Origin of the sequence: Leptospira saintgironsiae (assembly GCF_002811765.1) — a bacterium.
GTDB classification, from domain to species: Bacteria; Spirochaetota; Leptospiria; order Leptospirales; family Leptospiraceae; genus Leptospira_B; species Leptospira_B saintgironsiae.
Map to the genome: position 1 here is coordinate 96874 of NZ_NPDR01000007.1, position 26000 is coordinate 122873.

Below are 26000 nucleotides of genomic sequence, written 5' to 3' on the forward strand. Positions count from 1 at the left end.
AAGAAATTAGGTGGCAAACGATAAATGTAGGAATTCCAACAAGAACCGAAAGAATCTAAAGTTTCTGTTTTACTTCCCGGAAAGTATAAAGAAGTTCAGAAGCAATCTGATCGCAGGTTTGCAAATATTTTTCCAAAGGATTTTCGGAACCATCTGCTGATTTAGGATCTTCGAAAGGAAGTGAGATCCTTGCTTCTGCTCCTGGAACATAAGGACAGGATTCATCTGCTTGTGAACATACTAAGACCGCAATGAATTCAGAAGCAGGATTCGGAGCGTCTTGGAATTTTTTAGAATATGCGATCAAAGGAGGAGTTCCATCCGCCCACCAAATTGAATATTTAGGATTACGAGGAGGTCCTTGGTTCTCAAAACGAAATCCACAATTCTCTAAAGCCTTCTCCGCATTTGGATGTAATTCAGTGATACTTGTTCCACCTGAAAAAGATTTAACTCCAGGAAAATCAAAATAGTGAGGAATACATGCTGCGAATGCCTGAGCGATCTGGCTCCTTCTCGAATTATGAGTACATATAAAAACTAAATTCGCTTTTTGTTTGGTCTCAAAAGATTGAAGAATAAAATCCGCCAAAGAAGAAAGCACTGCCTTTCTTTCCTTAGAGATCTTATCGATCAAAGAAAGTTTCGTATCCAAATATGTTTTTAAAGGTTGGAATAAAGGAGACATCCCGAAAACTTTAAGTTCCTTATTCTATGGAGCAAGCTAGATTTTTCGGATTTCGAAAGGCTTTGACAAATTTCAGATTCTCAAGGATCTATTGCGAAATCGAAATGGAAACTAAATGAAAGCGAATAACACTTCAAAAACAGTTTTGATCACCGGAGGATCTTCCGGAATAGGCAAAGAACTTTCTATCTTATTATATAAACAAGGTTATAACGTACTAGTAGTCAGTGTTTCCAAAGAAGAATTCAAACTTCTTCATAAAGAATGTAAAGAGATCAACTCATCTGGAAAATTAGAAACCTTAGAAGCAGATCTAACTCAAACGGAAAGTATCTCTAAAATTTTGAAATGGATCACCAAACTAAATTTGGATATAGATGTTTTAGTCAATAATGCAGGATTCGGGCTTTGGGGAAAATCATGGGAACTTTCTCCAGAAAAAGTGGACTCTATGCTTTTACTGAATATAAATGCAGTCACCAGACTCTCTAATGAAATTTCAAAAAGAATGATAGAACGTAAGAATGGTTTTATATTGAATGTTGCATCCACTGCTTCTTTGCAGCCTCTCTCCTATATGGCAGCCTATGCGGCAAGTAAGGCGTACGTAGTTAGTTTTTCAGAAGCACTTGCGGCGGAACTTGCTCCTTACGGAGTCAAACTTGGGATCTTATATCCAGGAACAACTAAGACAAATTTTCTTTCAGTCGCAGGAATTCACAAAGAAAACAAAAAAGGTGGTTTAGGAAATCTTGCTTATTCTATCGCAATGGATCCAAAAGATGTGGCCAAGGTTGCATTCAAAACAATCCAAAACGAGACAAAAAGATCAATCCCAGGATTTATGAATAAGGCACATTATTATTCTACTAGAATATTTCCTACTTGGATCGTAAAAAGAATAGCAGATCAGATCTTTAGAAAAGAATAATTTATACTTTTACATTTACTCCGTAAAACTCAAGAGCATTCGAATATAATACTTTTTGCAATAACTCACCTTCGAATGTTTCCGTAACTAAATGTAAATCCTCCTCAGTGAAAGGAGCAGGAGAACGAGTAGAAGGAAGATCAGTCCCGAACATTAAAGCATCCGGATTGATCTCCGCAATTTCTACCAAAGCAGATCGTATATCTATATTGGTCCTGCCAAACCCAGTCGCTTTTACTCTTACTCCTTTTTCTACCAATCTTAGAATGGTAGAAAATCCTTCTTTAGATAATCCCAAGTGATCGATGGAAACTTTAGGTAAAGACAGAAGCACTTCTTCCAAAAATTCGTCTATCTCTTTGGCATCTATGTACAATTCCACATGCCAACCTGCAAGATCATAAACCTTGGCTCCCATTTCTTTGATCTTAGAAATTTCCTCAGAGCCTCCCCTTCTTACATTAAATCGAACTGCTCTTACTCCTGCCTTATGAAGGGATAAAATTTCGGAATCTTTGGTATTTGCAGGAAGTTGGGTAACACCTACATAATTTTTTCCTAATACAGAAAGTGTATCCAACAAGTAAGTTTGATCGAATGCTTGGAAAGAGCCGGAAACAACAGCTCCTCCTTTGATCCTAAGCCAATCCGCCTGCTTATTATAGTCCGAGACCGTAAAAGGCTCCGGCAAAAAGCCATGATTGGGCACCAAAGGAAATCTTGGATCTATGATATGGAAATGTGAGTCGAAGATCCGCATCTTCGTAGTATAACATTTACGGAATATGAGTCAAGAGATTGTGAATAGGAAATTTATTTCCGTAAATGTTTAAAAAGGCTTTTCCCCTTTATAACGAAGCACTCTGGTCCCTGCAAAAAGATCGTGTAATGCGGTCCTTTTGTGAGAAAATAAGATATAAATCACTGAAATCCCATAGTATATAATCGAATCCCAGAAAGTGAAATTGTCCAAAGGATTCCATTTATTCAAGATCCTATGAACACCCGCCAAAGGTAAACCTTCCATCTCAGCTTGGTGTTCCATAAATATCCTGGAATCATATACCGCACTCATAATGGTTACTAATGATAAAGTTAGCTCAGGTAAAGTCCTAATAAAAGACCTAATCCAACCTAAACGCCCTTTGTAAGAATCAGTGACAATGATCCCCGCAAACGCCTTACCAAACGTTCTACCATATAACGCATGCATCACGAATCTATACCCGACATAAAGTAAAGAATGTAATGCGGTGTAAAAGGGAAATAACTCGTACACCATCTTATTATGGTAATAAAAAACCATAATTTGAGGGATCAAAACAGGACATAGGATCAAAAAATCCAGGAACTGAGCGTAAATTCTCCTGCTTAAGCTCGCGTATGCTAAATGTTTTTCTTCAGTATTAATTTTTTCGAATATACTCTTCATCAGTAAACAATTATAGGTTATTTTTAAAATGAAAAACGAACCATCTGAGTTCTTTACCACTTTCGCAAAGATAAAACCCGTCTTTATGAGTTATAACATCGGGACCCTTGGAAATTTCTGCCCAAAAACCTTTTGAACAAGGCTGCCACCAATCCGGCCTACAATTTCCCTGATCAAAATTTTCTGGCCAGTCGTTAGGATAAGAATCGAATCTGAGATTTAAACCAGGATGGTTTTTGAATCTTTCCAGAATTGATTTCCTAAACTCGGGACCTTCTACCTTATATTTTGAGAAAACTACCCAAGATTCTCTGAACCCGCAACGTTTAATAAAATAATCCGATACACCATTCGGAATGCCTAGGATCCCGAACTTCTCCGCCTCTACTTTTGTTAGGCCCTTAAATTCAAAACGATCCGTAAAAACTGGATCATCCGAATTATTCCGAAAGAAAAAGTATAGAGAAATCCCCAAAAAGATAAAAATAACTGCGATGCCGCACGTTAGTAAGATCTTTGAAGTGAAATATTTCGCCATTTTTTCGCCGGGATCGGATCGGCCGAATCTTAACGGTAGAATATGAAAACCAAAAGTAAGGAATCAAGGAGAATTTAGAAAACTGCACTTAGGCGTTTCTGCAGATCCAAAGATTTAGGTATGGGAAATCAGAAAGAGGGAAATGACCTTCTTCCGCCACATGTGTATATGCGAAGAGAGAAATTATTTAGAAGATTCCAACAACTCTAGGGTGCGTTTCAAACTCTCTTTTCCTCCCCAAGATTGATGACCTGGAACTAAGATGGAAATTTTTGAAAACGACTTTTCTAATTTATGAATTGTTTTAGGCCATTCTTTCAAATCAGCATCCTTTGTATTACCTATCTCGTTTGCTTCTGCACTTTTAACTAAACAGCCGCCGAATAGAATTTTAGCTCCAGGAAGCCAAACGACTAAATTGTCTTTAGAATGACCTGCACCAAAAAAGAAAGTTTCAATCTTAGTTTTGCCAAATACCAAAATATCCTTATCTTTTAATGACTTTTCAGGAAGAGACTTACCTTCTCCTCTTAAGATAGAAATTGTTCTATTGCCCGCATAAGAAGAAATATTCATCTTTTTCAATACTTCTATTCCCCCAGCTCTATCCTCATGAAAATGAGTGATAATAACTGCGATTACTGGCTTTTTTAAATTTGCAGAAACCCAATCCAAAAGTTGTGAAGTTTGTTCCTCTCCCCAAGCGGTATCTACGAGAACTATACCTTCTTCCGTTTCAATCACGAGTCCATTAGATGGAAAATATACATCTTTTAGAAGTTTATATGAAGTATGCACATATACATTTTTTCCGACCTTTGAAACCTGGAGTTTAGGCTCTTCTCCATAAATTGAAAGGGAAAAGATAATTAATAAAAAAATAATATATTTCATTTTGAGTTTTTAGCCAAAACCTGACCATCATCTTTCCATTGGCCTTCGAAAATCAGATTCCCATCCGAGTCCGTTAACTTGCCGAAACCATTTCTTTTATTCAATTTCCATTCACCTTCATAAATAGTGCCATCAGCATATTTATAAATCCCTTTGCCTTCCTTATTTCCTCGATCCCAATCACCATCGTAAGATTCTATATCTCCAAGCACAAGTTTACCCTTACCATGGGCTATACCATTTTGGAAACTGCCTTCATAACGATAAGATCCAGATAAAACCTTAGTTCCGATCCCGTTCCTACAATCACCGGAAACACAACTAGGAGAAAAAAAGTAATACGCAAAAAATAAAACGACAGGGATAAAAATAATAGGATAAAAGTTTTTGTTCATGACTTTCAGAAACTGGTTAGAACTCTAAAATCCCATATTATAGAAAAATAAACTAATGAAATTTAGGGCTCAAGATTCAGATTTGGAAAATTCTTTAAAATTTCTTTTACGAACGATAGAATTCAATCTTTTCAATAATCTTTTCAGATCATCTTCTCCCATAGCTTCAGTCACTGCCGCTTGAGCCTCTTCCCAGATTGGATAAGCGATCCTTAAAGCATCTAAACCTTTTGGGGTTAAAATCACTTTTCGAGCTCTTTTATTTTCAGAAGGAACATCTGCAACATAGCCTAACTCTTCTAAAGGAGTCAAGTTACGGATCAAGGTAGTTCTATCCAAAACAAGAAGGTCCGCTAATTCAGCGAGACCAAGGCCATCAGTAGCGCCAAGAGTATGCAATAAACTGAATCTTTGAGAAGTAAGTCCCGCCTTTTCTAATTCTCTATCATAAAATTGGGTGACTGCTCTAGAAGCTCTGCGCAGATTAAAGTTCACACAACTTAAACCTGCGCTAAGCATATCCGCTTTGCTCGGAAATTTTTCAGACTTCCGAGCTGTAGTGTTTTGAGACTTCTTGGACATAGGATCAAAAAGACTATTAGTCTTGGGAATATTTTCCCTCCGATACTTGTTTTCGCAACTGTTTTACCCTATCTTCAAAAGAACCTTCTTCTAAACCAGGCTCATCGAAAATAAAACTCCCTAAAAAAGACATCATCTCTTGGTCATGACGAACAGGACGTCCTTTCTGCAGATCGATAAAAGAAAACTGAGCCCTTAAAACGGCCTTCAAACGATTACCTTCTTTATCTAAAAGTAAGTATTCATTATGGATCGTCGCAGGAGTTAACTTGATCAAACGAGTCACAATTTTCACCACATCATTCTGTTTGACCGGTTCCAAATATTGAGTCTCCACCTTACTCACGACCCAAGATTTACCTGAGCTGGATCCATACTCATAAAAATCGAAATTAGCAGTTTCCCTTAATTGTTCAGAACGAGCCTCCAAAAAGTAATCCATGTATCTCGCGTTATTCAAATGTCCGAAAGGATCACAATCCTGAAAACGAATCCTGGCAAAACTATGAGGGGAAAGCACCGGTTTATCAATCGTCAATTCCATACCGAATCTCCTAAGAGAAATAATGTGCATCTACATATATGTAATTACACATGTGTAATTACAGGAATTAGACATCTCCAAATCTGGGTCAAGGCAAAAATTCCCTTTTCCAATGTTGAAATTCCAACAAGAATCTATATTTTTGGAGGTGGCCGCGTCTTCGCGTAGCTCAGACCGAGCTCTCACCTTCGGTCAAAAAATCGCATCCGCGATTTTTCTGACCCCGCTCGATCTCTCGCGGGTTGTAAATGAAAATTCGGATTGTAGGAGTTCCTACAACTGGTGATGTAAAATTTGTTTGAAGGAAATGAAATTCTATGATATGGGGAAGCGAGCTCTCCCACAAGCCACTCCCCCCAATCCCAACGCAGGGCGGGGGCCGCTTTTTAAAAAATGCTTTCGATCAAGCTGAGCAAATACCCAAAGTGCCCACTCGTTTGATCTATCGATCACCGACTCGCATACGCGGTCGTCTTCTCGCTCCTTACGAGTCGCTGCGAAGGGGCGGGGGCCGATTTTCAAAAAATGCTTTCGATCAAACTGAGAAAGTTCAATCCAACTTCGAAGGAAGAAGATCAAGCAATTCAGACCAACGTCTCTTATCAGCAGGGTCTATCTTGTTTCTTCTATCATATCGAATATTATAAATTCCGAATTCTCCTCTGTACAACTTAGCAACCTGAGAAGAAGCAGACTGTTTTCCGCAGCCGGAATGCTCCCAAGAATAAGAAATTTTTCCGGACTTCTCTGACTCCAGATTCCAAAGAATATTTGGACATTCTTTCTTTCTACCGGACTCCAGTAAGGAATAAATTTCAGAAGGTGAAGACGCTCTTACCTTATACACATGGATCGAAAGCATTTCGTTCCAAAACAATAAAGACTCAGACTTGGGAACATACTGCAGCAGTGCTTGGTCCATTCTATCTACATCAGAGACCAATTTCCATTCTCTTCCATCCAAACGAATGGATTCCCCTTCTGCATCTAATGAAAGATCTTTTCTGAACTGTCTCTTATCGGACTCATGAATAGAGACCTCTGTTTGCAAATGAGTGATTTGTCCATTATCGTTTTTTAATGCGATTCCAATCCATTTTCGAGTGGTCCCGATTTTTCGGATCCAATTTTTGTTTTCGGGAACTTCTACCTTAAATTTCAAAAGAACAGACCCGACTGGAAGCGCCTTTTCCTGCTGAAATAACAAAACATCAGAAGAATTCTCATGTAATTCAGATCCTTCTAAGCCTATTATAAATGGATTTTTTACTGTTCCTTTTAAGAAGATCTCAATTTTTTTCGGTTCAGTTTTATAAAAGATCTTATCTATCTTGAACCAATCATTTTCGATCTTCTTTTTACGGACCATATCCGGAAAACAAGAAGGAATTAGGAATATGCAAAAAACAAAAATTAGTAATTTAGAATAAGACTTTCTGAATAAAAAGCCGATATTCAACTTGCAATAAACCTTTTTCGAATAGAAACAAGATGAGCAAATAGAACAGAAGGAACTATAAAAGAAGGCAACCATACATATGGAAATTGGAATACTGCGATATTCGGTCTTTCAAAAGATAATTTTTGGAAAGGCCCAGGCGCAGATAAGATCCCCAAAATCACTATATTCAATAAAAATAAAAGGCCTACTATATTCCAAAACAAAATCCAATTTTTTGAAGATATTGGTTTATTCAAAATAAAATAAGCGGCAATTGGAGCAGTTAGTCCAATTAGAATGTCGAAATTCCAACCGACAAATGTCATACTAATCGGGACCCAACCATACATCGCTAACCAATATAAAACAAGCTCTACCGGGATCCTTGCCAGATGTAAGTATGTTAAATTCTCTCCTGGGATTTGATCAATCCAAGCTCTACTAGAAGGAAATATAAAAAGTAAAATCAAGAACAAGATCGGCGGTGCCACCATGCACAAAAATCTGGGAGGAAAAGAATCAGTGACCAAATAAAACCCGGTGCCACTTAAGATCCCTTGTAATACAAGCCACGCCGCTAAAGCCAAAAGGATTAAAGAAGAGCCGATCCAATTTTTTCTAGAACCCAGAACGAGTGAGAAAAAATATCCTAAAATAGCGAATACCGTAGAACCGAAAACTATTGGAACAAGTGGTGGAAGATGGGCCGACATATGATCTCAAAATGAGGCCCAAATCATTAGAATTTTAGAAAATAAGGCAATCATTTTCCTCGAAATTCTAGCCATTTCTTCTTATTCCTTTTTCACCTAAGCACCGTATTTTGTTGGAATTCCTGCAAGATTCCCTTCTAATATTTAGGTTAGAACTATTTTCCAGGATAGACCATGGCTTCTCAGAATTTCCCCTTTTCGATTTCCCGATCTAAACTGTTTCAATTTTTTGCAATCCTACTCATTTCCGTTTCCTTGATAGGCCTTCTTGCAGAACCAAAAAAAGGAGTCCATGAGGACGTTTTCGAATACAAGGTAAAGAAGAATGATACCTTATCCAAGATCGCAAAAGAATTCCTACAAGATCCAAGGAACTGGAAAGAATTATTAAAATATAATGAAATTCCAAACCCTTCTTTAATTAGAGAAGGCACTACACTTTTTATTCCAGGCTTTTTAAGAAAGGATACAATCTCTGCAACAGGAGAAATTATAAAACCGAATGCAGGCCCTGTGGCAGTCGCTGATTTCCAAAAGGGGCAAGTACAATTCTCCAGGGATTTTACACCGACTGGACTTCCTGCAAGTTGGTCCAAACTTGCAAAAGATCAAATATTGAATATGGATGATTGGGTCCAAACAGGACAAGGTGCTTCTTCTAAAATTATATTCACCAAAAACGGAACAGTTGTTGAGTTAAGAGAAAAAACTTTAACTAAGATCGTAAAAACAACTTCAGAATCCATTTCAGAATACAAACTGAACAAAGACGGAGGAATTTTAGAACTCAAGTCTGGATATTTAGAAGCTAAAGTGCCTCCCAAAAAACCTGGTGATGATACTCGTAAATTTATGGTAGTTACTCCTACGGCAGTGGTTGGAGTAAGGGGAACTGAATTATACGTAAGTGCTCCAGATTCTGAAAATACTTTAGTGGGATGTTACAAAGGAGAATTAGAAGTCTCCGCAGAAGGAAAAACAGTAGCAGTCCCTGCAGGATTCGGAACTACTGTGGTAAAAGGACAGGCTCCTTCTAAACCGGAAAAACTTCCCGAAAAGGTTGAGTTAGAGTGAGAATTCTGGATCGGAATATTATAAAATTTAAATTTTCATTTTTATTATCTTTCGTGCTTCTTCTTTCGGGAGAGGCATTTTCCGAACAACAAAGAGTAAGCCTTCGATGGAAGCCCAGCCAAGGCGCGGAAAGTTATCTAATAGAACTTTCAGAGGATAGAGAATTTTTAAGAGTTCATCATTTTTATAAAACTAAAAACTTCCGTTATGAATTCAATTCACAAGATTCTAAGTTCTATGTTCGTGTAGTTGGGATCAATGTAGATGGAGGAAGAGGAGTTTCTTCCCCCATAATTTCTTTGGCAGATAAATTTGCTGCAGCACCTAAGGTAAAAGTAGAGAGACCATCTACAGTCGTTGCTTCTTCGGAAGAATTGCGAATCTCGCTGGGTGATCCTAAAACCAACGGACCTTCTACCAATTCGCCCGGATCTCCAAATTCTCAAAAGCAAGTTCCGGTCTCCACATATTATAGAGTGAATGGAGGAGAATGGCAGAGATATGACGGTTCAATTTCTCTTTCTCAAGAAGGCTGGAATGAAGTAGAATTTTATTCTGAAGATATATTAGGAAATAAAGAAACTCCTAAAAAAACAAAGTATCTCAAAGATACAACTGCACCCCAAGTACGTTTGATTGGAGAGAAGAAGGGACCATCAGGCCTAATAGAGATCAAATCCGGGGCAGAACTTACATTACAAGTCACTGAAGAAGGTTCCGGGATGGAAGAGATCACGATCAATCTAGCCGCCAGAGATGGAAGCGGAGCAGAAGTGAATCAAACTCTATCTGGAGAAGAAGCAAAGAAACCGATCAAAATTTCTTCCTCAGGTATAGACGGACTTTCCATTCTTCGTTGGGAAGCAAACGACAAAGCAGGAAATTATATCCAATCAGAGATTCCTATGCTAATTGATGCAAAACATCCAGCCTGTGTTTTCGCTCCTACAGAAGGTAAACTTAGAGAAGATGGGATCTATTATCTAAAAGAAAATGGACTCATCGCAATTCGTTGTGAAGATCCAGGCACAGGTTCTGGACTTTCTAAATTAGAATATAAGATTGGCAACGGTTCGATTCAGCCTTATCAAAACCCGATCGGTTTCAATACTGGAATTCATACTGTAACGGTTTATACTTCAGATAGAGTCGGAAACCAAGCAGAATTCAAGATCAAAGTAAACGCAATAAAACCGGATTGGCAAAAAACCGGATCCGAACTCCAAGAAAAATAGTTTATTAAATTATTATAAAATAGACTGCGCTGCAGATTATAAGAAAGGAAAGAAGAAGGGACCCATATTCTCAACGGATCCCTTTTGACGATTTCTAATTTTCTGTGCTTGGTGAAGCGGAAGAACTTGCAGGTTTAGCTGCTGGAGCAGGAGCGCTCGGCTTATTATCCACTTTTTGGATCTTAGTTTCAGGAGGGGTAGTATCTACTATAAAAGCGATCTTCTTAACGTCGCTTTCGTTACCTACTGAATCCACTGACTTAGCTTCAATCGTATGATTTCCTTGTGCTTCTACAGAAACAGGATCTGCATATGATTTCCATTCTCCAGAATCCAATTTGTAAAAGATCTGCTTAATTCCAGACAATGTATCGGAAGCCTTGATAGTGAATGCATTTCCGCTTTTTACGAAAATTTTATCTTTCACAGTTACAAGTGCAGAACCAAAAAGTTCGACCAAAGGTTTTTCTTGGTCCACAGTTACCGCTAAAACTGAATCGGTGGAAGTATTTCCAGACTTATCAGTTGCAGAAAATTTAATAGTATTCACTCCAGCCTTTTCCAACTGGATCGGTCTACCATCGTAAACTTTAGATTCTGAACCATTGATAGAGATCTTAATATCTTGAACACCAGCAAGGTTATCCTGAGCAGTAATAGAATAAGTTAATGTTTTTGTAGCATAGTTCGTATTTTCATGAACTATAAGTGCTGAACTAGGAGTGATCTTGGTAGAAGGAGGAGTATTATCCACAAGAACATTAAAATGTTTTTCTGGTTCTTTATTTCCCGCTTTATCTACTGCTCTATAAGTAATCTTAGTCAGACCTTCTCTCACCAATGTGATAGAAGAAACATATTTTGTATAATCTCCGGACCCTATCTTATATTCGATATAATCTACAGTAGAGCCTTCGTCTTTAGAGTTAAACTCGAAAGACGATTGAGAATTAATAAATAGATCCGGTTTTTCTCCGGAAGATGATTCTCTTTCTGTTCCGGACGGCTTAGTAGTTTCCGCCTTAGGCGTGGTAGATTTTGGTGGAGCAGTCGTGCCTGGCGAACTTTGAGCGAAAATAGCGCTGGAGACTAGCATACTTGCTAGAAGGACCCATAAGGGATTGCGATTCATTCTTTTCTCCAATGGAAAATTAGTGTTATCACTGTTTGACGACAAAAAATCCACAGAATCTTCTCATTCTTTATGAGAAATTCGAAAAATTCAGACTAAATTTCGTCAACCTTCCGGGAAATAGAATCTGCTATTTCTTTTCTTTTTTGGAGAAGGACCCAGACTTCCAAAATTTATAAACTGGCAAAAAACTGCCCAAAACAGGCAATAACATCAAAATAGCATAGGTCCTAGAGAACAAACTAACGTCCCCATTCTGAGCCACATTCGTCGCATCATACAAAGTTAGATCAGAAACAATCACTACACATAAATCGTGATTTTGTAATGTAGAATACGCAAAATAAACAGGAATATAAGCGATATAAAAATACAAACAGACCAGGAATGGAAAGGTGACAAGTCCTTGTCCGACCAAACCTCCGGAAGGAATTCCAAACCATATTAAGAAAAGGCAAAATACCGAAACTACAAAAGCGGCCTGAGTAAATAAAAGATAAATACTATCATCACCTTGGGTGCAGGTTCCTGATTCTGCAAGAATGATACATAACGGAATGAGCAAGAACAGAATGTCACCGAGCCAGAACAGGATTTTCTTAAGTATATTCATTTATTTTAACAAGAATTCCTTCGGATCTCTTCTAGGGCTATAAAAATGATAATCACTTTTGCCCAGACGAGCCAGCATCTGGATCTTCTCCCCAGGTTTTAAAGAAGATTCAAATTCATTCCTGATAGGATCCATTTCAGGATATTCCTGTAAAATTTGGCTCATCGGATGAAGAGAAAAACCGTTTTTAGTCGCAGCTAAATGTAAACGAAGATAATCTCTTCCCGCTTGCACCCAATCAATTACTTCATTATGGTCTGTTTTCAAAAAAATAAATCCCTTAGAACTTTCTACCATAGAAGCAAACATATCCATGCCTGCCTTTTTATTTTCAGGAGAATGCCAACTTTCTGTTCCATGTTTTAGGAAAAAATTTCGAGCAATATAATATTTCAAACCTGAAGTCCCGTTTGCTCTTAGAGAAATTCCATCTTTGAATTTTCCAATCTCTTCGTCGTTGTAACGGAACCAAATCCTAGATTCTTCATATGTTTTATAAGTGTCTGTTTCCATCTGCATTGCAGCGATTAATTGTTCACTCAACTTTTCTGATCCCGCTTTCGGGACAAATTTCAATTCGGAATACAAAACCGCAGAATCTTTACGGATCTTCTCAAAATCTTCCTGAGTTAAGTCTTCCCCACCATAAACACTTCTCCTGGTCACTCTTTCTGAAATAAATTCAGACAATGGATTTTGAACCAAATCTTCTTGTTTGTTTAAAATAATTTTCGCAATCGGCTTTTTACCTATATCTGCAATCGTATATTTTCCTTCTGGAAAAAGAGAAACTTCTGCCGAATGTCCCAGCACTTGCGCCCCTAAACTTAAGTTTTCAAGAAAGGTTCCTTGGCCTATGTGGATTTGTCGAAATGTTGGATCCGTATCTTTTAATAAACGTTTTTCATCCACATACAAATATGCAGAATGATCATTTATAATTTTGAATTTCCAAGGTTGGACATTATGAGGATTCGGTGCAGTGATCCCAATACGAATCGCTTTTAAAATTGGAGAAATATTTTCAGAAAGAAATTCAGGATCGAAAGGATTTTTTCTTTCGTAATCATATCTTTCCTTGGAAGAAGTTTTACAATATTGTAAAACTTGAGAAGTGGAAAGAATCACGCCAAAGCTAATGCTGTATTTCAAAAATGTTTTTCGACTGATGGAAGCCATGGCCGAAAAACCTAAGGGAAATTAAACCCCAGTCAATCTAATTCGAAAAAATTACTCCCAATAATTTATCATCAATTCTTTGGACCAATCTGGTTGAGAGATCCCAGACATAGGTAGGAATTCCCTCATCACTGGTTTTATATCCACGACCGGAGTTCCATCAATTGCATCCAAATATTTCACTAAAAGTTTTTTGCCATCCCTTCTCAGAAGTTCCACGATCGTAGAACCTATATGGTTAGGCCGATTTTTCTTTCTTTGGGCAAAAATCCCAACCTTAGGCCATCTTTTATTTTCTCTCGGATGTTCACTTCCCAATACTGGTTCAGATCCAACTGCTTTATGAAAGATATAGATGATTTCCAAATGAGAGAATGTTTCGATCCCATCCAAAGACTCAGTAGGAATATTATCTTCTAACTCGATCTCAGAAACAATTTCCGCCCAGTAATCATCCTGTATCTCTGATCTTGAGTTTGAGACCTTTGCGATCGGCCGAATCGTAAATTCCATAAAAGCCTCTTTAATATGAAAAGATATCTTAAGAGACGAATTAAAATAGTCTTAGGCAAGAAATTAATAAGCGAAGTGGCTTAAAATATCAGAAGAATGTGGGAGCCGACTATAACGTCGGCCCGCGTTAGGTAGGTTTAGTTTCCGGCTTCCGGTTTTGCGTTTAGGTATTCTTTGAATTTTTCTAGATCTTCTCCAGCAACTGGAATCGTAATCGCTTCTGCTCCAGAATATAATCTAATAAAAAACTCGTTAGATTTAAGAATATCTTCTTCATCTTCCTTCTTAAGCAAAAAAGTACCAGTCAGTTCCTTATGCGTATGAGATTTAGTAGACACATTAGTTTTCAGAGTATTAGAGCTACTTGTATTTGTGCTACTAGAGGAAACCGTAGACGTAACTTTAGTTATACTCTGCGATGCAGTGTTCCCGAAAGCTAAAGGATTTGTTTTTTCTCCAACTTTTAAGAACCCACTTCTCTCAATTGGCGCATTCTGCTCGGTAGCATAAATGGTAAATCTAGTCACAGTAGGAACAACCTTATCAGCTGCGATCTCTCTAGTAAAATCTAGGGTAGCCACATACTTTTCTAAGATACTATCTGCAAAAATAGCATTAGGAAAAGATTCCTGGGAACGGATCTGTAGTTTCATATTTACTGCATGAACATTTTTAAAACTGTCTTTGGTTATTTTCACCTTTCCGAATGTGCTACATCCAATTGTAACAAAAAACAAAAAAGACAATATGATTAATTTCTTAAACAAGTTGATTCTCCAATTTATATATAAAATCCAGTGACTTGTAAATCTGCGACAGGTCAAGAGAGTATTTTTAGAATTTTTGATAATAAATTGAATTGGGAACGTTATCTCATTTTGGATAACGTTCTTTCGGGGAGAGATATCGGAATTTATAATTAATTCGAAACTAGTAATATAGAAAACGTCAATTTTGTTCCACCCCTGGTCGAGAAAGTAGAAAGTTTTTCAGATGTTTTGAATTTTCCTCATTGAAACTAAATGTCAGAGGGTAAGATCCCATGTATAAGCGAATACTGAAAGGTTTACCTTCTAAGATTGCTTGTTCATCTTCTCTTTTTAACAAAAACATTCCACTCTGTTCTTTATGTGTATGTGTGCTAACAGAAGTTCTAGTTTGAGCATTTGTCCCTCCAGATTGCTGCACTTTAGTAAAATCTACGAATCCTCCTTTCGCATTCATGATCGCATTTGCATTCGCAGACCCTGCATTTGCAGAATTAGTAGAAGTTGTAGTAGTAACAGAGCTGTTTGTAACCAGCTGGCTATCAGAGTTGCCGATCACAAGAGGACTGATCTTCTCCCCTATCTTTATAAAACCGGTTTTTGAAATAGGAGCATCGCTGGTCTCACCTGGATGCGAAAATCTAATAGAAGTAGGGATCGTCTTATTATCTGGCCCTATTTCCCTTGTAAGGTCGAAAAAGAAGTAATACTTTAAAGAGGTTGGTGCACCGAAATAATCTATATAAGGTTCATCTGATAAAAGCATCAGTTTCATCTTTACGATATGAGTATTCTTAAAATTGTCTTTAATAATATTTACGTGCCCAAAACGAAAAGTCAGGCAACCTTCAAAAAGTAGAGCAAAAATAAAAAACCAAACGATGGTAAAAATCCTAAACAAATTCACACTCCCATACCAATATTAATACACATATTAAACTTATCCCCTCGTCAAGAGAAACCGGCCAGGTTTCCCAATCAAAACCAACCCTCGCTATTTCATTGACAGGGGATCGGTACAGATATCCACTTTAAATTGTGGACCGAAATCGTATCGCATTAGCAGTCACCTTTGTAGTCACCATCCTCTCCTTGTTCGTTGGACTTATTAATTTAGTATCCAATGTGTCTTCTTCCAAACTTACGAAAGTAGATGCAGGTTCCGGATTCGGGACAGACAGATTGGGAGCCGCTCTGGTCAAGATAGAAGGAGAGATCCACTCCGGACGCTCCAGCTATGATTCCGCAGGAGCCCAAACAATCCTAGAACAACTTAGATCGATAGAAGACGATTCTAATATTGTAGGTATCTTAGTAGAGATCAATTCTCCAGGTGGATCCGTTGGCGCTTCTCAAGAGATCTATAAAGAATTAATGTATCTCCGAAAAGAGAAAAACAAAAAGGTCGTGGTGTCCATGAAGGATATCGCAGCTTCCGGCGGATATTATATAGCTTCTGCAGCGGATAAGATTTACGCGTTAGGCGGAACCTTGACTGGATCCATAGGAGTTATCGCAATCGCACCTAATATCAAAGGACTTTTAGAAAGATACGGAGTCAAGGTCCGCACTTTTAAAGAAGGAAAATATAAGGACTCACTTTCACTTTTCAGAGATAACACTCCTGAAGAAGATGCAATGATCCAAAAAATGCTCTCCGATACATACGAAGAATTTATAGAAGATGTAGCTAAAGGAAGAAACCAAACAGTAAAATTTGTAGAGGCTCTCGCGGAAGGAAGGATCTATTCCGGGCAAGATGCATTCCGAAACAAATTGGTAGATGATATTGGTGGTAGAAGGGAAGCATTAGCAGAACTTTCCAAACTTTGTAATTATGACGGAACTCTTCCTTTATTCGAAGAAGAAGTAAATCCTTGGGATAGATTTTTCCAACTGATGCAGGCAAAGTCTGGAGGATTTTTCAGTGAAGAAAAAGCATTTCTCCAAGAACTCAAACGTTCTCCTGTTTTAGTTTTATATCCACATTCGATGGCATGGTAACCCTGTGTTGAAAGAATTATTTGGCAGATTTATAGATCTTTTAGATGCGGTTTTATTCGAACCGTTCCGAGTGGAAAATGTAATTTCTTCTTGGGGAATATATCCACTTAAATTAGTAGGCGGTTTAGTTCTAATACTTGCTGCATTAAGTGCTGGCGCAGGTTATGTATTCATCACTCCTCCATTTACTGGCAGAAGTTTCGGGCAATTCCTAATCGCTGCATTGACTCACTTATTATTCTTTATGCTTTTACCTTATGCGATCGCATTCATTGTAGATGGACTCGCTCAGTCCAATGGAAAAAAAGGAAATGCAAACACCACATACAGGTTTGTGAATCTTTCTCTTTCTCTTTTTATATCTAATGCGGCTTGGGCAATTCTTCTGGCTCAACTAGGAGTAAAAGGTGGATTCGGAGTGATCACTTTGTACTCGATCCATTATGGATTGTTTATGACGGTATTGATTCGTGGGACTTCCTACATTTACGATATGAAGTTTAAAGATTCTTTTCGTATCAACATCATCACCTTCATTGTAACATTCTTCTTACCATTGGCGATGTATTCCGCAGTAATCACGTCGTTCAATCCTTCTCTTTAGTAACATATAATATGAATATTCTAATTACCAACGACGACGGGATCTCTTCCAACGGGATCCTTGCTTTGGAAAAAGTTTTAGGAAAAGAGCATAACACTTATCTAATCGCTCCTCTAAAAGAACGTTCTGCAACTTCAATGGCATTGAGCATTCACGATTCTTTGAGAGTTGAGAGAGTAAACGAGAACCATTATATAGTAGATGGATTTCCTGTAGACTGTGTGAATATAGGACTTCATGGAAACATCTTCCCTAAAATTGACTTGGTGCTCTCCGGGATAAACCGAGGAGTGAATATGGGACATGATGTTCATTACTCGGGAACAGTTGGAGCAGCAAGGCATGGAGCCATACATAACAAAAAAAGTGTAGCGGTCAGCTCCGGGAACTGGGACAAAAACTATGATTATATTAAAGAAGCTGAATTAGTCCGTGAAATTTTGAATTCATGGATTGATGAATTTTTGCCTGGAACTGTTTATAATATCAATATTCCTGAAAAATTTGAGAACTCACTTTCTTCTATTGAGGTAGCTAAGCTGGGCAGAAGGACCTATGTAGATACTTACGAGGCCAGGCCGATCATAGGTGGAATTTCAGACTTCTTCTTAGGTGGTTCAGACCTAGGGCATGTTCCTGAAGAAGGCGCGGATTTCGATATATTCTTCCGTGGAAAAATACCAATCACACCTTTAAGTTTAGATCAAACTTCTCCGCTTGAATTAGAAGAATTAAAAAAAAGGATCCGGGTTAAATCGAAGTAAATGGAAAAGAAAACTCCGAGAAAGATCCCAACCAAAAGAAGAATTTTCACAGAAATTCTAAAAGAGAATTATACGATCGCTCTCACTTTGATCGATCGAGAAATGTCCGAGACTGGAAAAGATCCGGAACTACTTTATAATTTTGCAATATGTTGTTCCAGAACCGGAAACCACAAAAAATGCGTTTCCATTATCGAGGAATTATTAGAAGAATTCCCGAAATTCTCCGAAAGAGATAACGCGTTCAGAATGATGATCTATTCTCTGATCCGGACCGGAGATTATAAAACAGCCCTGGCAAAAACGGAAGAACGTCTCAAACTTTCACTGGATGATATCATTCTTCTTTCCTTAAAAGCCTCTGCTTTAGAAAAATCCGGTGACACGAAAGCCGCAATCGAGACTCATCTAAGAATTTTACGATTAAGGCCTGAGCAAAAAAACAGCTTAAATTCGGTAGCATATCTGCTTTTAGAAGGAAAAGAACCGAATCCGGAAGAGCTAAAATTGGCGATGGAAAACATCAAGAGGGCATTACAATTGGATCCGGATAATCCAGCCTATTTAGATTCTTTCGGAGTTTTACTTTCGAAATTGGGAAAACAAGAAGAAGCCAGAAAGGCCTTCGAAAAAGCAATTACCAAAGCTCCCACCGAAGACATCATTTTAGAACACTTGAAAAAACTATCTCAAACAAATAAACAAGCTACTTGACACCTCGCCCTTCCGCGAAATCATGGACTTCGATCCGGGATGTAGCGCAGTGGTAGCGCATCTGTTTTGGGTACAGAGGGTCGCAGGTTCAAATCCTGTCATCCCGAATTCTCCTCTTTCTCAAAGAGACTCGGTAGCTCAGTTGGATAGAGCAACTGCCTTCTAAGCAGTGGGTCGGGGGTTCGAATCCCTCTCGGGTCACCAAATATGGTGGACGTAGCTCAGTTGGTAGAGCTCCAGATTGTGGTTCTGGCTGTCGCGGGTTCAAGCCCCGTCGTTCACCCCAATTTTCTCTTAAACCAAAACAATCAAATCAACTTAATATGAAAATGGGGCTTGAAGCAAGCCTGTTGTTCACCCCAATTTTCCCAATTCCCATTTCTCTTCCGTTAAACCTTTTTTCCAAATTTGATTCTGCTTAGATTCAGAAAGAACAAAGCCGAAACGTTTGTATAAATTTCTCGCAGCATCCAAATTACTTAAGGTCCAAAGAAAAACAGAAACGTTTTTGGACTTTGCATAATCCATCGCAAGAGTTAGTAGATTTTTCCCGAGACCTAAATTCCTAAATTTTGGTTCTGTATAGAACCATCGAATCTGAGAAGAATTTTTTCCGGAATGAATGAGAGAGATGGCCCCCGCAATATTTCCATTCGATTCTGCCACCCAGACCTTATCGAATTCAGTTTTATTTTTTAGATATTCCGACATTCCAAGTATCAGATATTCTTCGAATGAATCATTAAACTTATACTCATCTCGGTACAAGACAGCTTGCCTATGGATCATATATCCTAGATCTCCAATGCTCGCCTCTCGATAGATCACAGGAGATACTTCTTTAGAAATGACTCTGATTACAAAATTCATAGAAGAAACTAATTCGTTTTTATCAGGATCAGAACAATCTTTGAGTAAATCTGAAATTTGCGAATTCGAAGCTAAGATTAATTTGGATAAAACATCTTTTCCTTTTTTTGTAAGTTCTAAAAGGAGAATGCGATAATCATCTATACTTGGAGTTCTTTTTACAATTCCCTTCTTCTCAAATTGTTGGATTGTCCTACTTAGGTAACCTTTGTCCAAATTTAATAAACGAACCAATTGACCTGCAGTAATATCCTTAGAATGTCCGATCTCATATAATAATCTCGCTTCGGTCAGGGAATATTCACTATTCAAAAAATGATTATTGAGAAGCCCCAAAGCATTCGTATAATACCTATTAAATTCACGAATGGAATCTACATAATCTTTCATAAAAGAATACTATAACTATTAGTTGCTAAAAGCAACTAATAAATCAATAAAACTCAATGCTGAAGACAGTAATGGAAAGAAAGATAAAGAAACTTTCTCGTTTACCGGATTTGTATTCTGGTAAATCGATTCTGCCGGTTTCTGTAAAATTCATCCAAATAACTAAAAAATCTTATTCGAAGAGTTGAATATCTTTAATACAAGAATCAGGACCAATATTTTCGAATATCCCCTGCACTGCCCAAATCCAAATTCCATTTGGATATTCTTTTTGAGGAACAGAACTTGCGTCCTTCTTCAAATAAATTGTAGCTATTTCGGATTTTGAAAAATCCAGAATGATAGAACTATATTCAGTATCATCAGGAAGTCTGGATTCCTTATCTACATTGATTGCTTCTCTTTCTAAAACTTTTAGAGAAAGAGGAGGAGTATTTTTAGAACAAGCAATTATATTCAGGCCTTTCCAATTGGTCGGAACATAAATCCCAGACTTCAGGCGATGAGAAAGTCTTAACTCCAAATCAAAATCCACCTTCATGGAAGACGGTCTTAACTTTCTCCACTCAGTATCTAAATTTCCGTCGGCCAGATAAGGCGCCTGAGAAGAACGATCTACTAGATAAGAATCGGTGAAATCGAAACGTAAAAAAGGAGGCTCGGATTTATAAGATTCCAATTTGGAATTCGTGGTAGAATAGAGATAATAATTGGAAAAAACCAGCCCGGCGACGAAAACCAAAGCCCAAATTTTTGAAACGGTGTTCAATTTTAAAAAATCCACTCGTTCAAGTATGTCGATTTCCCAACTCGGAATCAAGAAGGATTTCCTTTCTTCTTGTCGAAAGAAAACCGATTTCGAATTATGATCCCGGAAAGAAATTTCTCAAAAGGCGGTTCGCGAAATGCTTATTGGAATTACCGGCGGCACGGGACTCATAGGATCCATGTTGGCGATCCGCTTAAAGGCAGAAGGACATAGAGTCCGTATTTTTAGCCGAAGCGGAAAATTGCCGCCCAGACTCCAAAGAATTTCAGAATGGGATGTTCGAATCGGCTCACTCCCAACCAGAGCTGATCTAGAAGGAGTAAACGTTCTAATCAACCTTGCAGGTGAACCGATCGCCGGAGTTCGCTGGACCCCAGAATATAAACAAAGGATACGCTCTTCTCGCGTAGACTTCACGAGAGACCTTGTTGCAAGACTTGTATCCATGGGAGAGTTCGCGCCTAAAACTTTTTTCAACTCTTCTGCAATTGGGATCTACGGATCTTATGATACAGGAACTCCACCATTCGACGAAGATAGTCCTGTTTCAGACGATGAGTTAGGCAGCCTTTGCAAAGACTGGGAAGAAGAAGCTTTAGAAGCAGAAAAAGCAGGCATCCGAACAATCCTTCTAAGAACAGGAGTTGTTTTAACAACTGAAGGTGGTGCACTTGCAACCATGCTTCCCGCATTTAAATTATTTGCAGGCGGACCGATCGGAAGTGGAAACCAAATCCTCTCATGGATCCATATCGAAGATCAACTTTCTGCAATCATGTTCCTGATCAGAAAAGAAGAAGCAAAAGGAGCATTTAACCTTGTATCTCCTGAACCTCTTTCCAATGAACAATTCAGTAAGACACTTGCAAAAACTCTGGGACGCCCTTCATTCACAAGAGTTCCTTCTTTCGCGCTCTCACTAGCATTGGGCGAAGGTGCCATCGTGGCAACTCACGGCCAGAGAGTGGTGCCAAAAAGGCTCCAAGAGCTGGGTTATAAATTCAGATACCCAAACCTGGAATCTGCTCTTCGAAATTTACTGGGCTGACGTTTTTCGAAAAATTCTATAAACTTTTAAAAACGGCTTCCCATCCGATTTAGAATGAGTCTAATCTTCGTATGGAAAACACAATGCCTGGTTCATTCAACGAACTTCTCAAAACACATGATAAACCCATCCTAGTAGATTTCTGGGCCGAATGGTGCGGTCCTTGTAAAATGGTAGCCCCTGAGCTGGAAAAATTTGCACAAGCTCACCCAGGGCAAGTCACCGTAGTAAAAGTCAATATAGACGAAAAACCTGAATTGGCTCAACAATACGGAGTTCAATCCATTCCGACTCTGATGTTATTCAAAGGCGGAGAAATTGCTGAAAAGGTGGTGGGAGCAATTCCACAGGCACAAATGGAGAAAGTTTTTGCCCCTAAACTGGCTTAACTTCTTGCGCGCGATCTGGGCGACTCTTTCGCTTCGCTCAGAACGCGCTACTTCGGACTACGCGTTCACTCCGGTCCCGGTAAAATATATTCAATATCCTGAATATAATCCTTATCGACCGTGACCGCTCCGCGTCCTGCGTATCGCTGTCGCGATTACCAATTTACGATCTCGTCTACTTCTTCCTGATCCAAACGGAAAGATTCGTAATCTCCAAAAGTTTTAGGAAGTGTCCTAAATAAGAAAGCCCCAAAACCTTTTGCAAAAGAATCAAATTTAGATTTTTTAGAACCTGATGTTCTATCAAAAACTGCCTGCTCTAAAAATTCAGAAAGAACCAAAGCTCCATAAGCCTGATCAGAAAGATCCACTCTAAATGTTTCCTTCCATTCTCTTGGCTTTTCTTCAATACTCTTATTCCAATCTAATAGAAGATTTTCTCCAAGTTCTGCAGAAGCTTTTAGCTCAGGGTATTTTTTAGCTGAGTCAAAATTTTTCTTTAATTCCGAAACGAAAGAATCTCTGATCTTAGCTCTGTTCATCGCGCCAAGTGCATGATCTGTGATGATCAAATGAGTTCCTTCCCAGGTTTCATTAATGATACAATCATTATGAAGTCTTGGCAAACAAGTGTAATCACCGATAATCCCTGAACCACCCAAAGCCATAATCGCCCTATGAGTAATCTGAGAAGAAAGCGAAGAAGATCTATATTTCATTAAAGGAGTGGAAATCTGTTCAGCTAAAATTCCTTTTTGAGACCAATCAATCCCACGGAAAATTGGCATAACCAAACCGGCATACAAAATCCTCATCTCTGCAAGCTCTCTGGAATACGCAGAAAAATCTTGGATCTTCTTCCCATAAGCTGTTCTATATCTGGAATATTCTCTTGCTTCCATGAATGCCCTTCTGGACATTCCGGAAGCGGCAAGACCCACATGAACGCGAGAAGTTCGGATCACATAACGGATCAGGTTTGCAATTCCATGAGCTGGTCTTCCTAAAGCCTCAGCTTCCAAGTCTTCGTAAACGATCTCTACTGTAAGTTTTCCTTTAGAACCTATAATATCTTTTTTTCTTAATATATGATGTCCGTTCAGTTCTCCATTGTCCTTGATCCTTGGGACTAGGAATAATCCTACTGTTTCGGTATCTTCTATCTTAGCTGTAGTGACCCAAAGATCTCCCGGATTGGAACAGAACCATTTTTCTCCGTTCAAGATCCATTTTCCGTCTTCTCCCTTGCGCGCGATCGTACGGTTAGCGCCCACATTACTTCCGCCCACTCTTTCAGTAACATATTGTCCTGCCATAAAATGAGAGAAGGAACCCTTTCCCGCGACTAAGGGAAGATATTTCTTTTTTTGTTCATCCGTTCCGATCCCCTGAAGAACTCGTATCATACCTTCAGTCATCGCTAAAGGACAGGTCACTCCACCTTCTCCATTTTGGTTGGCGAGATAAGTCAAAGCCTGTCTATGAAGATCTGTAAAAGGAAATTTCCATTCATCATGAAAATCTAAATTAACGATTCCGTAATCATAGGAGATCTTTCTGGAGAGTTTTTGTTCGTGAGAATAAACAATCTGATCAATACGATTTCCTGTTCGATCGTATTTAACTACTTCTCCGTATTTACCCTCTTTATGGCTTGCTTCAGTGAGTTCGTCTAAGGTGCCGCCGACCAATTCTCCATAACCTTTGAGATGATCGATCATTGCTTTTTTATGATCCGGTTTATAATCGGATGAATATCTTTCTACTACTCTCTGGAGGATCTTATCCTCTTCGTAAAAGTTTTTACCCCTGTTCCCTTTGTAACCGGTTAAATCGTAAGAAGATAAACCTGGGTTCTCGGCTAAACGTAATGGATGATTCATAATATTTCCTTTTGAAGAGCGGCGACCTGAATACCACTATCATAAGCGAATACAACTCGACTGCCAGAACTTTTTAGCTCAGAATACTATGCATCGAACATCGTTTGTTTGGAAGAAAAAGTATAGCAAAGGTTATAGAACTAGAAAAACAGGTTTTTCTTAATATTCTAAAACCAAACCTTCATAAGGTGCGATCTCGAAGACCACTGGGATTTCCATCTTCTCAGGTTTTCTATGAGTAGAGATGAGTATCTGAGCGGTGCGATTCGCATTTGCTACGATCTTTTTGGATTCATTCTCAAAGTTTAAAATGATAAGACATTTTTTCTTTTCAAACTCTCTGGTATATTGAAGAACGCCAGGAGGAGAATCGTAATCCAAGGCAAGAGTTCCTTTTTTCAGGATCTCATTCCCTTTTCTAAGCCATATTAGCTTTTTATAAAAATTTAATAAACTTTCGATAGATCTGGATTGAGTTTCTACGTTTACTGATTCGTATTTGGAAAAAACTGGAAGCCAAGGTTCTCCCTTGCTGAATCCACCGTTCACATCTCCAGACCAGCACATAGGAAGCCTGCAATTGTCTCGGCTTGGGTATACTGGCCAGTATCTGATACCGACTGGATCTTGGATCCGATTTTTAGGAACTCTTTCATCCATCATTCCGAGTTCTTCTCCGTAATATAAGAACGGAGTTCCTCTTAAAGTCAAAAGCATTAAAGCTGCTATCTTTGCTCGAGCTGTTGTCTCTTTTCCTTTGGAATATCTAGTGATATGTCTACGAAAATCATGATTACTTAATGTATAATTCGGCCAGCCTTTGTCTCGGAGATACTTCTCCCATTCTTTGATCACATCCCTGAATTTTTCAGCCTTCCAAGGAGTGTAAAAGAAAGCAAAGTTAAATGCTAGATGAAGTTCATCACCTTTAGCACCATAATAAGAAGCAGGAAGTGCGCTTGTGCCAGGAGGCTCCATCATCACTTCGCCTACGGACATTCTGTCTCCGTAAGAATCTAAAAGTTTTCTAAGATCTTTTAGGATATCATGCATCTCAGGACGATCACGATCATAAATATGATTTTGTTGATCGAAAGGTCTAGCGATCCATCTTTTGCGAGGATTACTTCTTAATTCAGAATCTTTAACGAATAGATTTACAACATCCAAACGGAAACCATCTACTCCCAAATCCAGCCAATTTTTGACCATAGAGAAGATCGCTTTTTTAACTTCTGGATTTCTCCAATTTAAGTCAGGCTGTTCCGCCAAGAAAGAATGATAATAATACTGATCTGTGTTTTTATCTAGGGTCCAGGCTCTTCCCCCGAAAGTTCCCATCCAATTATTAGGAGGTTTCCCATTTATAGGATCTCTCCAAATATACCAATCTCTCTTAGGATTGTCTTTGGAAGATTTAGATTCTAAAAACCAAGGATGTTGATGAGAAGTATGATTTGCAACCAGGTCCATGATGATCCTGATCTTACGTTTATGAGCTTCTTTTAATAAACGTTTGAATATTTCTAAATTTCCGAATACAGGATCAATACTTTCGTAATCCGAAATATCGTATCCGAAATCATACATAGGAGAAGGATAAATAGGAGAAAGCCAGATCGCATCAATGCCGAGTGAGTTCGGAGTCCCATCGTTTAGATAATCCAGTTTTTGGATGATACCCTCTAGGTCGCCGATCCCGTCCCCATTGGTATCTTTAAAACTTCTAGGATAGATTTGGTAAACTACTGCGTTCTTCCACCAGTCCGCGTCTATCTTTTTGCCACGACTAGGAAGACTAGGCTTTTTGATCTGCCTGACAGATGTTGTGGTTTCTTTTTTTCTTTTAGAAGTGACTGTGGAACGACTGCCCGAATCCATACTGGGGACCATT

29 protein-coding genes and 3 tRNA genes are annotated in these 26000 nt (G+C 38.5%); 12 read left to right on the top strand and 20 right to left on the bottom strand.

Annotated features, from left to right (window positions below; translation table 11 throughout):
• Window positions 1-55: 55 nt before the first annotated feature.
• Window positions 56-688, bottom strand: coding sequence for a low molecular weight phosphatase family protein (locus CH362_RS15430; protein ID WP_100711220.1), 633 nt, complete (start codon window positions 686-688; stop codon window positions 56-58).
• A 115-nt stretch (window positions 689-803) separates the two neighbouring features.
• On the opposite strand from CH362_RS15430, the gene CH362_RS15435 reads away from it, so the two are divergent.
• Window positions 804-1619 (top strand): SDR family NAD(P)-dependent oxidoreductase, encoded by an 816-nt coding sequence (locus CH362_RS15435; protein WP_100711221.1) that lies wholly within the window; start codon window positions 804-806, stop codon window positions 1617-1619.
• 1 nt (window position 1620) lies between these two features.
• Here the strand turns inward: CH362_RS15435 and CH362_RS15440 are convergent, their stop codons facing one another.
• The 9 genes from CH362_RS15440 to CH362_RS15485 form a co-directional block, all read right to left on the bottom strand.
• Window positions 1621-2379: an amidohydrolase family protein gene (locus tag CH362_RS15440; RefSeq protein WP_100711222.1), complete on the bottom strand. Its 759-nt coding sequence runs from the start codon at window positions 2377-2379 to the stop codon at window positions 1621-1623.
• A gap of 69 nt (window positions 2380-2448) precedes the next feature.
• On the bottom strand, window positions 2449-3051 hold the full coding sequence (locus CH362_RS15445) for an RDD family protein (RefSeq protein WP_100711223.1): 603 nt from the start codon (window positions 3049-3051) through the stop codon (window positions 2449-2451).
• 10 nt (window positions 3052-3061) lie between these two features.
• Window positions 3062-3589 (bottom strand): hypothetical protein, encoded by a 528-nt coding sequence (locus tag CH362_RS15450; protein ID WP_100711224.1) that lies wholly within the window; start codon window positions 3587-3589, stop codon window positions 3062-3064.
• Between the two features lie 183 nt (window positions 3590-3772).
• Window positions 3773-4483, bottom strand: a complete 711-nt coding sequence (gene bla, locus CH362_RS15460; protein ID WP_100711225.1) for a subclass B1 metallo-beta-lactamase — start codon at window positions 4481-4483, stop codon at window positions 3773-3775.
• Window positions 4480-4878, bottom strand: coding sequence for an MORN repeat-containing protein (locus CH362_RS15465; protein WP_100711226.1), 399 nt, complete (start codon window positions 4876-4878; stop codon window positions 4480-4482). Before CH362_RS15465 ends, bla begins: the two co-directional genes overlap by 4 nt.
• 69 nt (window positions 4879-4947) lie before the next feature.
• Window positions 4948-5460 carry a MarR family winged helix-turn-helix transcriptional regulator gene (locus CH362_RS15470; protein WP_100711227.1) on the bottom strand — a complete coding sequence of 171 codons (513 nt, stop codon included), beginning with the start codon at window positions 5458-5460 and terminating at the stop codon, window positions 4948-4950.
• 16 nt (window positions 5461-5476) lie between these two features.
• Window positions 5477-6004 (bottom strand): acyl-CoA thioesterase, encoded by a 528-nt coding sequence (locus tag CH362_RS15475; protein WP_100711228.1) that lies wholly within the window; start codon window positions 6002-6004, stop codon window positions 5477-5479.
• Between the two features lie 550 nt (window positions 6005-6554).
• A complete protein-coding gene (locus tag CH362_RS15480; RefSeq protein ID WP_244280613.1) occupies window positions 6555-7463 on the bottom strand; it encodes a hypothetical protein in 909 nt (302 codons plus the stop codon).
• Window positions 7460-8158 (bottom strand): hypothetical protein, encoded by a 699-nt coding sequence (locus CH362_RS15485; RefSeq protein ID WP_100711229.1) that lies wholly within the window; start codon window positions 8156-8158, stop codon window positions 7460-7462. Before CH362_RS15485 ends, CH362_RS15480 begins: the two co-directional genes overlap by 4 nt.
• A gap of 174 nt (window positions 8159-8332) precedes the next feature.
• On the opposite strand from CH362_RS15485, the gene CH362_RS15490 reads away from it, so the two are divergent.
• A complete protein-coding gene (locus CH362_RS15490) occupies window positions 8333-9232 on the top strand; it encodes a FecR family protein (protein ID WP_100711230.1) in 900 nt (299 codons plus the stop codon).
• On the top strand, window positions 9229-10467 hold the full coding sequence (locus tag CH362_RS15495; protein WP_100711231.1) for a hypothetical protein: 1239 nt from the start codon (window positions 9229-9231) through the stop codon (window positions 10465-10467). Before CH362_RS15490 ends, CH362_RS15495 begins: the two co-directional genes overlap by 4 nt.
• Window positions 10468-10561: 94 nt before the next feature.
• Here the strand turns inward: CH362_RS15495 and ompL47 are convergent, their stop codons facing one another.
• The 6 genes from ompL47 to CH362_RS15525 all read right to left on the bottom strand — a co-directional run bounded on the left by ompL47 (window position 10562) and on the right by CH362_RS15525 (window position 15446).
• On the bottom strand, window positions 10562-11599 hold the full coding sequence (ompL47, locus tag CH362_RS15500) for a multi-beta-barrel domain surface protein OmpL47 (protein WP_100711232.1): 1038 nt from the start codon (window positions 11597-11599) through the stop codon (window positions 10562-10564).
• Between the two features lie 130 nt (window positions 11600-11729).
• A complete protein-coding gene (locus CH362_RS15505; RefSeq protein WP_100711233.1) occupies window positions 11730-12212 on the bottom strand; it encodes a hypothetical protein in 483 nt (160 codons plus the stop codon).
• On the bottom strand, window positions 12213-13391 hold the full coding sequence (locus CH362_RS15510; protein WP_100711234.1) for an Acg family FMN-binding oxidoreductase: 1179 nt from the start codon (window positions 13389-13391) through the stop codon (window positions 12213-12215).
• A gap of 51 nt (window positions 13392-13442) precedes the next feature.
• Window positions 13443-13904 carry an SAM-dependent methyltransferase gene (locus CH362_RS15515; RefSeq protein WP_100711235.1) on the bottom strand — a complete coding sequence of 154 codons (462 nt, stop codon included), beginning with the start codon at window positions 13902-13904 and terminating at the stop codon, window positions 13443-13445.
• 137 nt (window positions 13905-14041) lie between these two features.
• Complete coding sequence (locus tag CH362_RS15520; protein WP_244280614.1) at window positions 14042-14602, bottom strand: hypothetical protein; 561 nt, start codon at window positions 14600-14602, stop codon at window positions 14042-14044.
• 250 nt (window positions 14603-14852) lie between these two features.
• Entirely contained in the window at window positions 14853-15446 is a 594-nt protein-coding gene (locus CH362_RS15525; RefSeq protein WP_100711237.1) for a hypothetical protein, read from the bottom strand.
• 263 nt (window positions 15447-15709) lie between these two features.
• Between CH362_RS15525 and sppA the strand changes: the two genes are divergently transcribed.
• The 7 genes from sppA to CH362_RS15560 all read left to right on the top strand — a co-directional run bounded on the left by sppA (window position 15710) and on the right by CH362_RS15560 (window position 19043).
• Complete coding sequence (gene sppA, locus CH362_RS15530; protein WP_100711238.1) at window positions 15710-16675, top strand: signal peptide peptidase SppA; 966 nt, start codon at window positions 15710-15712, stop codon at window positions 16673-16675.
• Between the two features lie 4 nt (window positions 16676-16679).
• Window positions 16680-17279, top strand: coding sequence for a hypothetical protein (locus CH362_RS15535; protein WP_100711239.1), 600 nt, complete (start codon window positions 16680-16682; stop codon window positions 17277-17279).
• 11 nt (window positions 17280-17290) lie between these two features.
• Window positions 17291-18043 (top strand): 5'/3'-nucleotidase SurE, encoded by a 753-nt coding sequence (gene surE, locus CH362_RS15540; protein WP_100711240.1) that lies wholly within the window; start codon window positions 17291-17293, stop codon window positions 18041-18043.
• The gene (locus CH362_RS15545) at window positions 18044-18757 is read left to right on the top strand and encodes a tetratricopeptide repeat protein (protein WP_100711241.1); all 714 of its coding nucleotides are present in this window, start codon (window positions 18044-18046) and stop codon (window positions 18755-18757) included. It begins immediately after the preceding gene.
• A 35-nt stretch (window positions 18758-18792) separates the two neighbouring features.
• Window positions 18793-18864, top strand: a tRNA-Pro gene (locus tag CH362_RS15550).
• 20 nt (window positions 18865-18884) lie between these two features.
• Window positions 18885-18961, top strand: a tRNA-Arg gene (locus tag CH362_RS15555).
• Between the two features lie 6 nt (window positions 18962-18967).
• Window positions 18968-19043: transfer RNA gene (locus tag CH362_RS15560), tRNA-His, on the top strand.
• 68 nt (window positions 19044-19111) lie between these two features.
• Here the strand turns inward: CH362_RS15560 and CH362_RS15565 are convergent.
• A complete protein-coding gene (locus CH362_RS15565; protein ID WP_100711242.1) occupies window positions 19112-20017 on the bottom strand; it encodes a bifunctional helix-turn-helix transcriptional regulator/GNAT family N-acetyltransferase in 906 nt (301 codons plus the stop codon).
• A 172-nt stretch (window positions 20018-20189) separates the two neighbouring features.
• Complete coding sequence (locus CH362_RS15575; RefSeq protein ID WP_244280615.1) at window positions 20190-20786, bottom strand: hypothetical protein; 597 nt, start codon at window positions 20784-20786, stop codon at window positions 20190-20192.
• Between the two features lie 136 nt (window positions 20787-20922).
• Between CH362_RS15575 and CH362_RS15580 the strand changes: the two genes are divergently transcribed.
• On the top strand, window positions 20923-21834 hold the full coding sequence (locus CH362_RS15580; protein WP_100711243.1) for a TIGR01777 family oxidoreductase: 912 nt from the start codon (window positions 20923-20925) through the stop codon (window positions 21832-21834).
• An 83-nt stretch (window positions 21835-21917) separates the two neighbouring features.
• On the top strand, window positions 21918-22223 hold the full coding sequence (gene trxA / locus CH362_RS15585; RefSeq protein ID WP_086447225.1) for a thioredoxin: 306 nt from the start codon (window positions 21918-21920) through the stop codon (window positions 22221-22223).
• 155 nt (window positions 22224-22378) lie between these two features.
• Here the strand turns inward: trxA and CH362_RS15590 are convergent, their stop codons facing one another.
• Window positions 22379-24106 (bottom strand): acyl-CoA dehydrogenase family protein, encoded by a 1728-nt coding sequence (locus tag CH362_RS15590; protein ID WP_100711244.1) that lies wholly within the window; start codon window positions 24104-24106, stop codon window positions 22379-22381.
• A 159-nt stretch (window positions 24107-24265) separates the two neighbouring features.
• Entirely contained in the window at window positions 24266-25987 is a 1722-nt protein-coding gene (locus CH362_RS15595) for an alpha-glucosidase (RefSeq protein ID WP_100711245.1), read from the bottom strand.
• Between the last annotated feature and the right edge of the window lie 13 nt (window positions 25988-26000).